This window comes from Rhodococcus sp. IEGM 1307 (genome assembly GCF_030056915.1).
Taxonomy (GTDB): domain Bacteria; phylum Actinomycetota; class Actinomycetes; order Mycobacteriales; family Mycobacteriaceae; genus Rhodococcus_F; species Rhodococcus_F opacus_D.
In genome coordinates this window covers 28,652-41,853 of record NZ_JASHKW010000009.1, presented here as the reverse complement: position 1 = coordinate 41,853, position 13,202 = coordinate 28,652, and the positions used below count along the sequence as shown (strand labels likewise).

The following is a 13,202-nucleotide window of genomic DNA, read 5'->3' as shown; positions in this document are numbered from 1 at the left end:
AATGGCATCCACGCTCACTAGATAGCGTATATACGTAGTCTGCTTCGCTATTGTGTATCTCTAGCGTTTCTGGAACACTTTCCAAGTGATGCGGGGCATCCTTCGCGGCAGGGCGACCCGCGGTCTGGACTGACCCTTGATTTGACTGTGCGCACTCCCCGAACAGCGGCACAGTCGACCCCGATCGCCCGGGCGCCGCCCGGGCAGGACTCATCAGGAGGCCCCATGAGTTCGACTCTCGCGCCACCGACCACGGTGGCGACCGATGAGATGAACGCCCTGCGTGCCGAGGTACGCGCGTTTCTCGCCGAGGTGGTCGACGCCGGGCGGCTCATACCCTGGATCGACACCTGGCTCACCCGCTGGGACGAGGACTTCACCCGACGCCTCGCCGAACGCGGCTGGGTCGGGATGACGATCCCCACGGAGTTCGGTGGCCGCGGCCGAACCCACCTCGAGCGCTTCGTCGTCACCGAGGAACTGCTCTCCGTGGGCGCCCCCGTCGCCGCGCAGTGGGTCGCCGACCGGCAGATCGCCCCGTCCCTGCTTCGCTACGGTACCGAGGAGCAGAAGCACGATTACCTGCCCCGCATCGCCGCCGGCGAGTGCTGCTTCGGCATCGGCATGTCCGAACCGGACGCCGGCTCCGACCTGGCCAGTGTCCGCACCAAGGGCGTTCAGGTCGACGGCGGCTGGCGGATCACCGGGACCAAGGTGTGGACCTCCGGGGCCCAGCACGCGGAGGCCTTCATCGCGCTGTGCCGCACCGAACCGCTCGACACCTCGTACCGTCACGCGGGTCTGAGTCAGTTCATCGTCGACCTGCGCAGCGAGGGCGTCACCATCCGGCCGATCGTCTCCCTCTCGGGGGACCACCACTTCAACGAGGTCGTCCTCGAGGACGTTTTCGTGGCGGACTCAATGGTCTTCGGCACCCTCGGTAACGGTTGGGAACAGGTCAACTCCGAGCTCGCCTTCGAGCGCAGCGGCCCTGAACGGTTCCTCTCCTCGTTCCGCCTGTTCGCCGCGGAGATCGGTGCGATCTCCACCGGAGCCCTGCCCGAGCGCAGCGACCTCGGCCGGACCGTGGCCCGGATGGCCGGACTGCACAACCTCAGCCAGAACATCGCCGGCGCGCTGCAGCGCGGTGAACCCGCCGACACCCCGGCAGCCCTCGTCAAGCTGCTCGGCACCGCCACCGAGGGTGACATCGTCGACACCGTCTCCACCCGGCTCGGCGACGAGCGGGCACCCGGTTTCGCCGGCACGAACGGCACCGCCGCGGTCGCCGAGATCCACGGCCTGCTGCGCGCGGGCCTCCACCAGCGCCCGGGCTTCACGCTCCGCGGCGGCACCAACGAGATTCTGCGCGGCGTCATCGCGCGGGGACTGGGGATGCGCTGATGACCACCGCCACGACCGTCGACCTCTCCGTCGACGAGGACCTGCAGGCGATGCTCTCCGACGTCGTCTCCGGTTTCTCCGGCCCCGACGTCCGGCCCGACGCCGACGCCGTGTGGTCGACACTGCGGGAGGTCGGCGTCGCCCGGCTCACCGCGCCCGAGGACGCCGGGGGCAGCGGAGCCGGCTGGGCCGAAGCCGCCGCGCTCCTGCGCACCGCGGCTGCCGCCGGTGTGGCCGTCCCGTACGCCGAGACTGACCTGCTGGCCGGGCCGCTCCGGCGCGCCGCCGGGATCGACGACTCGTCCGACTCCACCGCCACCGTCGCGCTGCTCGATTCCTCGGGGACCGCGCACGGTGTCCCGTGGGCCGGTGCCACCGCCACCGTCGTGTGCGTGCGCCCCGCCGGCGATACCCATGAGCTCGCGGACGTGCCAACCGACCGCTTGACGATCACGACCATTGAGGGCATCTCGGCAGTGCCGACCGGCTCTGTCACCGTCGGTGAGGGCATCTCCTGGTCACCCGTACCCACCGCGGCCGTCGAGGCGTACGTCCTGCGCGGCGCGCTCGCCCGTGCATTGCAGTGCGTCGGCGCGATGGACGGCATGCTCGCCTCGGCGATTGAGCACACCACCGCCCGCAGCCAGTTCGGTCGCGCCCTGGCGAAGTTCCAGTCCGTGCAGAACCTCGTCGTCGACATCGCCGCCGAGTCCGTGCTGGCCCGCGCTGCCGTGGACACCGCGCTCGCCGACGCCCTCACCGACGACCTCGACGGCGAGCTGTCCCAGTTCCGCGTTGCGGTCGCGCGCAGCGTCGTTTCGCAGGCCCTGGCCGTGGCGGTGCGCAACGTCCACCAGGTGCACGGCGCGATCGGGACCACCCACGAGCACACCCTGCACCGGGTCACCCTTCCCGCCCTGCAGTGGCGCGGCGAGTTCGGGTCACCGGCGTTCTGGGAGGGGTTCCTCTCCCGCGCGGCCATTGTCGGCGGCATGGACGGTGCGTGGCCGATGGTCGCCGAGGGCGCCCGCGTCGAGGACTCCGCGAGCCGGTACCTCGACGCCGTGATCGCAAGGTCCGTGTCATGAAAACGGAACCGCCACGATCTCCTCCGTAGCCGAGCCTTCAGCTCCCTACTCGAGGCCGAACACAGAAACCGACCACAGAAACCGACCACAGCCGACACCCTCACACCTCCGCCCACCCGTGACGCTCGGCGGTTCGGATCGTCACCGGCGTAGCCCGGCCGCCGTGGTGGTCAGCGGCCGCCCGGGGTGCCGGGGACATGTCGTGCCGGTTCTGTGAGCCCGAGGGGGGTCATAGTGGAACGTGATGTGAACACGACGAAAGGAAGATCGTGGACCATAGCGCGCTGTTGACCGACGCCTTCGATCGCATTCAGGAGACCGTGCATTCCACGCTGGCCGATCTCCCCGCCGACGCCCTGACGTTTCGGGTGGACGCGAAGGCGAACACGATCGCCTGGCTGATCTGGCATCTGACGCGAGTGCAGGACGACCACGTCGCCGGTGTCGCGGGCACCGCGCAGGTGTGGACCTCCGGCGGGTGGGTGGAGCGCCTCGACCTCCCGTTCCCGGTTGCCGACATCGGTTACGGGCACTCCGCGGACGAGGTGGCGAAGGTTCGGACCGGCGCCGGCCTCCTGCGGGAGTATCACGATGCCGTGCACGACCGCACCGTCGATTACGTCCAGTCGATCGGCCCGGACGACCTCGACCGGATCGTCGACGAGAATTGGGATCCGCCAGTCACTCTCGGTGTCCGGTTGATCAGCGTCGTCTCCGACGATCTTCAGCATGCCGGGCAGGCGGCGTACGTCCGCGGCATCTACGAGCGCCGCTGAGCCCGCGACGACGTCTCGTTGGCGGCGAGCCACGCCTCGACTCGTCGCCGGGAGCGTCGGCCGACGCGGTCACGGACCGCCGGACTCACTCTGGCTGCACCGTGCAGCGTCCCGTTCCCCGCCAGTGCCAGCGGAACGAACCAGGCGGGCACGACCGGCAATCCGAGTTCCTGCATGCCGCGCTTGCCGGAGAACAACCGCTGGATGCTGAGCAGACGCTGGCGGTTGAGCCGGCGTCGCAGGGACTCTGCATGCGGGTAGTGGAAGGTGGCCCACGACTTCTGCAGTGAGTCGGCCAGCACCCTGGAGTTGTCGTCGGGACCGGGAGCGAACATCCCGATCTGGCACATGTTGCGGCGTCCGGTGTTCTCGTCGTCGACCAGCCAGTGCTCGTCGATGCCCATCAGCCAGCCGATGTACCGCCACAGATGCATGACGTCGCGGCCCTCGTCGGCGGAGACCCACACCCCCAGCGACCGGAGTCCGACGAGGAATGTCGTCGAGAAGAGGGCGAGCGTCCCGGCCTGATCCGACTGGTTGATCGGCATGCCCCAGTCGGACACGTCCCAGTTCTCGTCCTGCAGCAGGGTCAGGTTCACGAACGCGTGCATCAACCGGACGTGCACGGACAACTGCCAGCCCCGGCGGTCGCGGTCCATGCCACCGGGCAGGACGCACTCGTACCACCACCGCACGGTCTCGGCCACGCGCTGACCGGCGCCGTCCCCGACGAGCCTGCCGGTGGCCACGAGTTGGCGGGAGGTGGCGGCGCTGCGGTAGCCGTTCATGAGGGAACCGGTCGCGAGCAGGTCGAGTCCGGTCATGCCGCTGCGCAGGCAGACGGCGGCCCCGTGCTCGAGGCGGCGGTCGTCGACCCACGACGGCCGACGGTCCACTGCGTCGAAGAACGCGACCAGCGGTTGCGCGGCGTCGGGCACGCTGCCGATGCCGTCGGAGAGTGCCCGGGAGAACTGGGCCATCGTCACGGTCTTGTCGACGAGGACGGCCCGCGCCAGAGCGGCACCGATCTCGTCCTGACCGACCACCGCCCGGGCGTGGAGTTCCCGCTCCGCCGGGGTGGGCGTCGGGTCGCCGTGCACGAACCGCGACAGCGTCCGCATCGAGCGGCGACCCCACTCCGAGTCCATGTCGAACCGCCGCGGCGGCGTGAAGTCGGAGAAGCCGGGCGCCGACTCCCGGGACTGGGTTTCTGTCATTGCGGTGCACTCGATTCGGTAGTCGAGAAGGGGGCGTCTTTGTGCCTCAGCCCCGGCTCGCGGGGCTGTGAGTTACAGTTCACCCCACCGAATCGGACGGGTACAAGTCGCATTGTGAGGCAGACCGGGAGGGTTCAGCGAATGGGCACTGGCCAGCGGAAAGACCCCTCCCAGCAGCGGTCGCAGGAGACGGTCGCGCGCATCTTGTCGGCAACTGGTCAGGTTTTGCGGGCCAAGGGTTACACCGGCTGCAGCACGAACGCCATCGCGGAGGCCGCCGGCATCTCGAAGGGGTCGGTGTACCAGTACTTCGCGAACAAGGACGAAATCATCGAGGTCCTGATCGACAAGATCATGGAAGAAACCACCGCCACGTTCGGGACGCAACTCGAGCAGGCCGTCGCGAAGGGCACGTTCCTGAAGGACGCGGCGCTGCAGTCCCAGCTCCTCGCCGTCCTGGACAGGTATCGCGACATCCTCGGTTCGCTGCTCAACGACGCCCCGCACCTGGCCCTCACCGCTCACCGTTCGGTCCGGATCGAGGAACGGTGCCGCGACCTGTTGCGTACGTATGTGACGTTGAATCCGTCGGCGATCGGTCCGGATGTCGACCTCGAAGCCCTGCTCCTGGTGCTCACCGTCAGCTACCGCGAGGTGAGCCTCGAATATCTCCGCCGCGACCTCCGCGAGCGGCGAAACGAGCTGGCCACCGTCCTCTACGACATGACGATGGGCGGCCTCGCCGGGCGCGCGAAACGCGGGGTGTAACGCCGAGGGGGCTTCGAGAGAAATACACAGTGAGCCCATGGCGCTGTCGGACCCCGACCCGGCAGCGCCAGGGGCCTTCTTTTTTGCGACGGCCGCTCCTACCGCCGCCGCCTGGTCGGCGACCCCGGCACCTCCAGCCACACGACCCTCTCGAGCGCACGCAGATCGCTTTCGATCCGCCGGAACAATTGATACACGGCGATGAAGGCGAAGATGCCGCCCAGACACAGCGCGCGCACCGTCGCGTTCACGGCGTCGCCGGTGCTTCCGCCGACGAAGCTGAGCCCGGCGACCCCGATCAACGGGACGGCCGCGGCGACGGCGAGGTACCGCGGCATGCTCCGGCCGAGGGCCCGGATGTTGCGTCCGTCGTTTCCGCGCAACTCGCCGTGCGACAGCAGGATCGGGCAAAGACACCGCACCGCATAGAACGTGAGGATGAAGAACGGGTAGGCGAGCGCGACCGCCCCGCACACGGCCAGGGACGCGAGGAGTTGCGTGTATGCGCGCAACGGAATCCCGCCGGCGGTGATCTCCAGGGCGACCGGGTAGGCGACGCCGGCGACGACCCACAGCCCGAAGCTGACCACGACCGCGCGGTGGCCGAGTCCGAGCGTCGTGGCGCGCGCCTTCTCCAGCACCTCGGAACTGTAGGTTCTTCCGTTGCGGAGACCGCGCGGCACCGTGAGCGCGAGTCGACACCAGTAGACGATGAGCACTGCGCCCAGCGGGAACGCGATCCCGCCGATCACCAGGTGCACGAATTCGAGATCCTCCTGCGCCTCGACGGGCAGCGTCGCGATGATCAGCACCTTGTTGTAGTAGTAGTTGTATCCGGCTGCCAGCAGGTTCGGGATGCCGACGGCGGCGATCACGATGGGAAGCGCCCACCGCCACATCGTGGACCGCACGCTTCCAGGCGCCGGGTCGACGAGATCGCGGGCGTGCGGGTCGAGGCACAGCGCGAACTGCCGTGTCAGCTTCCGGCCACTCGACCACCGATCGTCCCGGTCGGGTGCGAGCGACTTCACCAGGATGCGCCGCAGCGCGGCGGGACAGTCCTCGGGGAGCGCGGATCGTTCCGGGTCGACTCCCCGGCGTCGCGACTCGAGAAGGACGCGAGGAGACGGCGGTGACGTGGTCCCGTCGTCGTCCGGGAACGGCCGTGCCCCGGTCAGCAGTTCCCACAGCATGACGCCCAACGCGAAGATGTCGCTGCGGGTGTCGAGGTCGGAGGCGGTCCGGTGGATGCTCGGGTCGATCACCTCGAGCTGTTCGGGTGACATGTAGGCGACGGAGCCGCCGATGAATCCTCCGGCGCCGCGATTTTCGACGCTGTCGCTCGAACTGACGTTGAAGTCGGCCAGCTTGGGGATGCCTTCGAGCCCCAGCAGCACGTTCGCCGGTTTGATGTCGCGGTGCAGGACGCCGTGCTCCTCGGCGTAGTCGAGCGCATCAGCGAGCCGCAGCCCGATCCACGCCACCGTCTCCGGCCACGACAGCCCGGCGATCTCGTCCCGCACACTCGAATACTCGGGCCGGATCTCGCCTCTCTCCGCGAGGATGCGGTCCACCGAATCGAGCAGCAGCTGTCCGGATCGCTGCTCGGGCGGGGTCTTGCGGACCAACCGCACCACGTCGAGGAGCGTGCCACCGGGCACGTATTCCATGAACAGCACCCGCAGCCGGCGGTCCTCCAGCACCCGCTGGTCGTAGACACGGACGATGTACGGGTGGTCGAGCTGCGCGAGTGTCTGCGGCTCGTTGCCGATGTTGCGGGAGATCTTCAGCGCCACCCAACGCTGCATCGAACGCTGCCGGGCGAGGAACACCCGCGCGAACGCGCCGTGACCCAGTTCCATCATCAGGTCGAAATCGTCGAGGCGTTCACCGACGTCGAGGTCGTCGCCCGGGCCGAGTTCCGCGGTGATGGTGCGCCGGTCCATGCGGCGGTCGTGTTCGAGGAGGGTCTCGAACCGGGCCGCCTGCTGCGGGTATTCGCTGACGTACTCGTCGGGATCGACGTCGGCGCCGCTTTGACGGCGGACCCGGTACTCCAGGTAGACGAGTTCCGGTGGCAGTGGTTCCGCGAGCAGCTCCGGGAATTCGAGGCAGTAGTCGGCAATGCGCTTCGGGTTGCCCGACCGCAGCCACCGGTATTCGAGGTCCACCTTGATCAGCTCGATCAGCGCGGCCCGCCTGATCGCGGCCGTGTCGGGGAGATACTCGGTGAGCTCGGCCGGTGAACCGGACGACTCCCAATCCGCGACCAGGCGTTCGACACCGCTTTCCACGACGAACACCGATTCGGCGCCCGACGTTGTCGACGGCGGCAGCTGGGTGTCCTGACCCAGTTCGGTGGGCGGCCCAGACGCGACCGTCGAATCACTCGGCGGGCGATCGTTCATGGCGGTCCGATTCCGGGCGTTGCAGATTCCGGGAGGTGCATGGGGGCGTACTTGCCAGGGTATTCCTGACGGTGCGCGAAGGGTACGGAACAGCAGGCCGTCACGCGCTCCCGGCGGGGCCGGAACCAGTGCGAGGGGTGTTCACCTATGGCGGGCAATGATGTGGTCCTTGGTACCTCCACGAACTGAACGGGCAGGTAATCACGACGTCGGCCCAGCCGGCGGGAAGGTCGCGGCCTTCTTCACGGCCGCGACCTCGCCGCCTCGACGATCTGCACGTGCCAGCCGTACGCCTCGTAGCGGGCGGCGGTGTCCTCGGACAGCGCGATGGCGGTGTCGTCCTCCGGCGGCATTGCTGTCGAGTCGTCCCGACTTGACGGCACGGGCAAGGGACGACTGGATACGGTCCGCTGCGGCATTGGCCGAGGTGGTGTCGCGCTCGAGGCGCATAGGTATGGGTGTCGGTGAAGAAGTCGTACCGCGGCGCACCAGACGATGGCGACGAACGGCCCAGGTGAGTGGTTGGGAAGCAATTTCCAACCACTCCTGGGACCGAACACCAGGTGCGCCGCCGACGGACACCACACCGTCTATGGCTGGACGTGTGCGGTGACAGTCACCGCGGTGTCTGGCTGGACGGTGTTGATGAGGTCGCCGTGGCGGAGCCGGTCGAGTACGGCCGCCGCTGGGCGAGGAGAATGGGGACTGGTCTTACGGCGTCCCGGACCGCTATCTCCGTGGGCTGGGTCGCCTACTGGCGCGACGGCTACGAATGGCGCAAGGCAGAAGCCGCCGTCAACGCCTACGAGCACCATCGCGTTGTCCTTCCTGGAGTGAGTCGGTAGGTCTCTCGAAGAGTCATGCGATGGCCGCCTTCGCGGGTTTGCGACACGCCGGTCAGATCCGATTCCATTTCATGAATCATCATCTTCAATGGGCAGCCAGTGTTGCGAAGTAGGACACGAGTCACCTCATCCGTACTTCTAACCTTCTCAGGTGCGCAATCCGTGTGCATGTTCGGAACCGTTTCTTTTCCCCACTCGAGGAGTGACCATGGCCTTGTTTGCTGTGATCTGGTCGTATACCACCGATGCCTCTGTCAAAGAGGCTGCGCATGCCGAACACCTGATTTTCGTCAAGGATGCCGCTGCCCGAGGCATGCTGCAGGAGGCCGGCGCCTGGGCCGACGGCGCCGGAGCCCTACTGGTATTCCAGGCGGCCGGCGAAGACGCTTTGCGTTCCTTGCTTGCGGAGGATCCTTACGTCAAGCAGGGTGTCGTCGTAGAGCAGCGCATTTACCAATGGAATCCAGTCATAGGCCCTCTCGTCGGCATCTAGTGACAGTGGGGCGCGCTCATACCCTGGTGGCTCGGTGTCGAGGTATCTTCACGGTTTTCCTTCGTAGGTACCTGGTCGGCGGTGTTGGTCCAGACGAACGGCGCGCAGCGGGTGTTACATCCGTTGATGAAGGCGCGGATCTTGGTGGTCAGCTCCTTCACGGAGCCGAAGGTCCGCGGTGGACGGCCTGCCGTTCTTATTCCGAACCAGCACCTCCACAAGCTTCATCCATGATGCCGAGTGGCGATGTCCGTGGCGGAGAACAGGGTGAAGGTGCGGTGTCGGGCGTAGTCGTGAGTGTGCTTCCCTCCCGAGCCGATCCGCATCGACTGGGTCGGCGTGGTCCGGTCCAAGGCCTGAATCTGCGATGTTTGGTCCACACAAGCACGATTGCGTTCAACTGCGAACAGTGAGTTTCAAGCCGCGCCAGTAAAGTCACCTCTCCGTCTATGACGGTTGATCTCTCTGTGGCTCAACCTACGCTCCCGACTTGTGCTGTAGCTCCAGCGAAGGTGACCGCTGCCAACCCGCACCCTTCTCGCTTGACAAACGACGTCGGAACTGCGGTGACGGGCATGCCTGCTTGTGAAGTCCAGTTTCGAAGTCTCTGCGGTCAAGACAGATTGGCACGCGTGCGTCCCCAAGAATATGTTGCGCAAGGTTGTAAGGGGAGCGCGGGTATGCCGCCAGGATCGACCATCTATGCCGCCCACCACTTCGATCCCGCTACGTTTGTCGTGCATCTTCCCGCTCGGCACGAGCCGGCCGAAGCGTCAGGCAGCAGCGAGTCTGATGCCTGTGAGTCTTCAAAACGCACTGAGTGCAAGACATTTGAGGGCAAGAAAGCGAATTTCCCAATTCCTTCGACTACAGAACTGCCGAGAAAGGTTTTCGTACTGGCACGCCTGCCGCACAGCGCGGACGACTGATCAGGCAATTCAACTCCGCGCCGGGTGGTGAACTTCCAAACCAATTCTGCGCCTACACAGATCGGGGAACAAAGATGTCCATAAACGTGGACCACCCAGCATTGTCGTCGTCGAGCGCTGACGGGAGAACGCTGTATATCGCAGGCCGATGGAGCGCTGCCGCCGACACTTACGAGCGGGTAGACCCCTCCGATCTCCGCCGCGTGACGGGAATCTACGCTTCGGCGACTCCCGGCAATGTCGAGGCTGCCTATGCGGCCGCCGGCCGTGCTCAACCAGCGTGGTCCGAGACGACAGCGATTCAGCGGTCGGACTTTCTTCGTTCTGCCGCTGACCTTTTGGAAATCCGCGTTCACGACGCTGCCCTGACGATCACCGCGGACATGGGGAAGGCGATCCGCGACGCACGCGCCGAGGTCCTGCGAAGTGTCGCCATTCTCCGCTACTACGCCGGTGAGATCCTGCAGCCCAGTGGAGAGACATACCCCAGTGCTGATTCACACACGATGCTGATGACGGTAGAGGAGCCGCTCGGCGTCGTTTGTGCAATCACACCGTGGAACTTCCCCTTCGCACTTCCGACATGGAAAATCGCGGCGGCAATAGGTTTCGGGAACGCAGTTGTGTGGAAGCCTGCCGAACCGGCCTGCGGGTCCGCAGTGTTCCTGACGCGGATCCTCGAAGAAGCCGGGTTGCCCGCGGGGGTTCTCAATCTGGTGACAGGCAGCGGTAGAAAGCTTTCGGCGGCACTCACCGGAAACGCGCGACTCGCGGCATTGACATTCACCGGTTCGGGTGCAGTCGGGTCGCGACTACGTCAGGCCGTTTCCGATCGCAACGTCAAGGTCCAGCTCGAGCTGGGTGGCAAGAACCCGTCCATTGTTCTCGCCGACGCCGATGTCGAGGATGCAGCGCAACAGATCGTGAAGAGCGCGATGCTCCACACGGGACAACGCTGCACAGCGACGAGCCGGGTCTACGTGGACCGCGCCGTCGCTCCCAGACTACGAGAACTGCTGGTGAAGCACGCTGACGCGCTCGTCGTCGGTGATCCGTACGACGAAGCCACCGACATCGGGCCCCTTGCCTCGGTGGAGCAACGTGACACGGTGGTCGGATACCTGCGACTCGCCCGCGACGAGAACGCCGAGTTCCTTACGGGAAGGGAGTTCGATTCCGACACTTGCTATATCGCACCAACAGTCCTGGCCGGAGTATCGGAGGAGAGCAGGCTCGTCAGGGACGAGATCTTCGGGCCAGTCGTGACCGTGCAGGAGGTCGATGGATTCGACGGTGCGCTGAAGGCCGCGAACGACACGGACTACGGCCTGTCCTCTGGAGTGTTCACCAGAGACATCGCGACGGCGATGACCTTCATCCGGCGCACACAATCGGGGTTGGTGCATGTCAATCGCGAGACGAGCAGTGTCGAGCCGCATGTGCCGTTCGGTGGCCTCAAAGGCTCGAGCAGCATGAGTAGAGAACAGGGCAAGGCCGCACGTACTTTCTTCACAACCACCAAGACTGCGTACGTCCGCTGGACCTAGAAGCTACACCGGACGAGCTTCCCCGCATTCAGCTCATCGCAGTCTGCGACACGGAGCGCAATCGACGAACCCCCAAGTAGCCCTTGGCATCAAGAGGAGACCAACATGAGCGCTGTCGCACCAGCCGTGACCGAAGTACTCGACGTTCTCGTTGTAGGAGCCGGATTCGCCGGGCTGTACCAGCTCGAAAATCTGCGGAGTCGAGGCTATTCGGTGAAAGTAGTCGAGGCGGGTGAGGGTCTGGGCGGAATCTGGCACTGGAACCGCTACCCGGGTGCCCGAGTGGACAGCGAAGGTCCCATCTACCAGTTCACGCGCCCCGACCTATGGGATGAATTCGCATTCTCCGAGCTCTACCCCGGAGGTGACGAACTGCGCCGCTACTTCAAGTACGTCGACGCGAAGCTAGATCTGAGCAAGGACATCTACTACAACACCCGGGTCGCTTCCGCCGAGTTCGACGATACGGCGAACACCTGGACCGTGACCGCGGAGAACGGAAGCACTTTCGTCTGCAAGTACTTCGTTCTGTGCACCGGATTCGCGGCAAAGCCGATCTTCCCGAAGCTCCCGGGAATGGACAGCTTCGCAGGGATCAACCACCACACCGGTCTGTGGCCTGAAGGCGGAATCGATTTCGCAGGAAAGCGAATCGCCATCATCGGTACCGGCGCCAGCGGCGTGCAGGTCGCTCAGGAGGCGTCGAAGGAAGCCGCACAGCTGACCATCTTCCAGCGCACCCCCGTTCAGGCGCTCCCGATGCGACAGCGCCAGCTCACCGACGAGGACAACGCGAAGATCAAGTCCGATCTGGCGGACAGATTCAGTCGTCGTGCGGCGTCATTCTCCGGCTTCGACTTCGACTTCATTCCCAAGTCAGCCCTCGAAGTGAGCGACGAGGAGCGAACCACCACTTATGAGCGATTGTGGGAGTACGGTTTCGAGTTCTGGCTCGGAACGTACCAAGACGTCTTCGTCGACGATGAGGCAAACGACACGGCCTACGAGTTCTGGCGTGACCGGACGCGTGCCCGGATCAAGGACCCGGTCATCGCCGAGAAGCTGGCGCCGATGAAGAAGGCGTACCCCTTCGGCGTGAAGCGTCCGTCGCTGGAGCAGACGTACTACGACATCTTCAACCAGGACAACGTGCGCCTCGTCGATCTGCACGAGGACCCGATCGAGACGATCACGCCCACCGGGCTGAAGACCACATCGGAAGAGCACGAGTTCGACATCATCGTCTATGCAACGGGCTTCGACGCCGTCACCGGTGGACTAACCGCTATCGACATTCGCGGCACCGACGGTACGTTGCTCCGGGACAAGTGGTCGAACGGTGTGCGGGCAAACCTCGGGGTCGCAACGGCAGGATTCCCCAACCTGCTGTTCCTCTACGGACCACTGAGTCCGTCGGGCTTCTGCAACGGGCCCAGCTGCGCCGAGATCCAAGGTGACCTCATCGTGGACACCATCGACTACATGCGGGACAACGGATTGAACCGCATCGAGTCCGAGGCGGACGCGGATGCTGCCTGGTCCGATCACGTCGCCGAGCTGACGGCCGAGGTCCTCTATGACAAAGCCGACTCCTGGTACATGGGTGCCAACGTCCCGGGTAAGCCGCGGCAGTTGCTGAACTACCCCGGTGGTCTTCCCCTCTACCTGGCCAAGTGGGACGAGACCGTGTGTGCGGGATACAAGGGCCTCACGCTTTCCTGAGCAGT

Annotated in this window: 11 protein-coding genes and 1 pseudogene; 8 read left to right on the top strand and 4 right to left on the bottom strand. The window is 65.6% G+C overall.

Annotation, left to right across the window (positions count from 1 at the left end; genetic code table 11):
- Positions 1-225: 225 nt before the first annotated feature.
- The 3 genes from QM841_RS18870 to QM841_RS18860 all read left to right on the top strand — a co-directional run bounded on the left by QM841_RS18870 (position 226) and on the right by QM841_RS18860 (position 3,268).
- Positions 226-1,404: an acyl-CoA dehydrogenase family protein gene (locus QM841_RS18870; RefSeq protein WP_283333085.1), complete on the top strand. Its 1,179-nt coding sequence runs from the start codon at positions 226-228 to the stop codon at positions 1,402-1,404.
- A complete protein-coding gene (locus QM841_RS18865; protein WP_283333084.1) occupies positions 1,404-2,492 on the top strand; it encodes an acyl-CoA dehydrogenase family protein in 1,089 nt (362 codons plus the stop codon). Before QM841_RS18870 ends, QM841_RS18865 begins: the two co-directional genes overlap by 1 nt.
- 269 nt (positions 2,493-2,761) lie before the next feature.
- On the top strand, positions 2,762-3,268 hold the full coding sequence (locus tag QM841_RS18860; protein WP_283333083.1) for a mycothiol transferase: 507 nt from the start codon (positions 2,762-2,764) through the stop codon (positions 3,266-3,268).
- Here the strand turns inward: QM841_RS18860 and QM841_RS18855 are convergent.
- Positions 3,253-4,485, bottom strand: a complete 1,233-nt coding sequence (locus QM841_RS18855; RefSeq protein WP_283333082.1) for an oxygenase MpaB family protein — start codon at positions 4,483-4,485, stop codon at positions 3,253-3,255. The two genes, QM841_RS18860 and QM841_RS18855, sit on opposite strands and share 16 nt — an antisense overlap.
- Before the next feature lie 141 nt (positions 4,486-4,626).
- Between QM841_RS18855 and QM841_RS18850 the strand changes: the two genes are divergently transcribed.
- Positions 4,627-5,253, top strand: coding sequence for a TetR/AcrR family transcriptional regulator (locus QM841_RS18850; protein WP_280779562.1), 627 nt, complete (start codon positions 4,627-4,629; stop codon positions 5,251-5,253).
- A 98-nt stretch (positions 5,254-5,351) separates the two neighbouring features.
- Here the strand turns inward: QM841_RS18850 and QM841_RS18845 are convergent, their stop codons facing one another.
- Both QM841_RS18845 and QM841_RS18840 read right to left on the bottom strand, forming a co-directional pair.
- A complete protein-coding gene (locus QM841_RS18845) occupies positions 5,352-7,661 on the bottom strand; it encodes a serine/threonine-protein kinase (protein WP_283333081.1) in 2,310 nt (769 codons plus the stop codon).
- Between the two features lie 251 nt (positions 7,662-7,912).
- A pseudogene (locus tag QM841_RS18840) lies at positions 7,913-8,008 on the bottom strand (thiamine pyrophosphate-binding protein); the annotation flags it as partial.
- 351 nt (positions 8,009-8,359) lie between these two features.
- On the opposite strand from QM841_RS18840, the gene QM841_RS43190 reads away from it, so the two are divergent.
- Positions 8,360-8,506 (top strand): epoxide hydrolase N-terminal domain-containing protein, encoded by a 147-nt coding sequence (locus QM841_RS43190; protein ID WP_349307410.1) that lies wholly within the window; start codon positions 8,360-8,362, stop codon positions 8,504-8,506.
- A gap of 208 nt (positions 8,507-8,714) precedes the next feature.
- Entirely contained in the window at positions 8,715-8,999 is a 285-nt protein-coding gene (locus tag QM841_RS18835) for a YciI family protein (RefSeq protein ID WP_043787215.1), read from the top strand.
- Here QM841_RS18835 and QM841_RS18830 read toward each other — a convergent pair.
- On the bottom strand, positions 8,996-9,160 hold the full coding sequence (locus tag QM841_RS18830) for a hypothetical protein (RefSeq protein WP_283333079.1): 165 nt from the start codon (positions 9,158-9,160) through the stop codon (positions 8,996-8,998). The two genes, QM841_RS18835 and QM841_RS18830, sit on opposite strands and share 4 nt — an antisense overlap.
- An 842-nt stretch (positions 9,161-10,002) precedes the next feature.
- On the opposite strand from QM841_RS18830, the gene QM841_RS18825 reads away from it, so the two are divergent.
- Positions 10,003-11,475 carry an aldehyde dehydrogenase family protein gene (locus QM841_RS18825; RefSeq protein WP_283333078.1) on the top strand — a complete coding sequence of 491 codons (1,473 nt, stop codon included), beginning with the start codon at positions 10,003-10,005 and terminating at the stop codon, positions 11,473-11,475.
- Between the two features lie 105 nt (positions 11,476-11,580).
- Positions 11,581-13,197 (top strand): flavin-containing monooxygenase, encoded by a 1,617-nt coding sequence (locus QM841_RS18820; protein WP_283333077.1) that lies wholly within the window; start codon positions 11,581-11,583, stop codon positions 13,195-13,197.
- Positions 13,198-13,202 lie beyond the last annotated feature (5 nt).

Excerpts from the sequence above, each read along its gene's own strand:
- QM841_RS18870 (WP_283333085.1), top strand. The coding sequence starts at position 226 with ATGAGTTCGACTCTCGCGCCACCGACCACGGTGGCGACCGATGAGATG.
- QM841_RS18845 (WP_283333081.1), bottom strand. The coding sequence starts at position 7,661 with ATGAACGATCGCCCGCCGAGTGATTCGACGGTCGCGTCTGGGCCGCCC.
- QM841_RS18865 (WP_283333084.1), top strand. The coding sequence starts at position 1,404 with ATGACCACCGCCACGACCGTCGACCTCTCCGTCGACGAGGACCTGCAG.
- QM841_RS18820 (WP_283333077.1), top strand. The coding sequence starts at position 11,581 with ATGAGCGCTGTCGCACCAGCCGTGACCGAAGTACTCGACGTTCTCGTT.
- QM841_RS43190 (WP_349307410.1), top strand. The coding sequence starts at position 8,360 with ATGGGGACTGGTCTTACGGCGTCCCGGACCGCTATCTCCGTGGGCTGG.
- QM841_RS18855 (WP_283333082.1), bottom strand. The coding sequence starts at position 4,485 with ATGACAGAAACCCAGTCCCGGGAGTCGGCGCCCGGCTTCTCCGACTTC.
- QM841_RS18825 (WP_283333078.1), top strand. The coding sequence starts at position 10,003 with ATGTCCATAAACGTGGACCACCCAGCATTGTCGTCGTCGAGCGCTGAC.
- QM841_RS18835 (WP_043787215.1), top strand. The coding sequence starts at position 8,715 with ATGGCCTTGTTTGCTGTGATCTGGTCGTATACCACCGATGCCTCTGTC.
- QM841_RS18850 (WP_280779562.1), top strand. The coding sequence starts at position 4,627 with ATGGGCACTGGCCAGCGGAAAGACCCCTCCCAGCAGCGGTCGCAGGAG.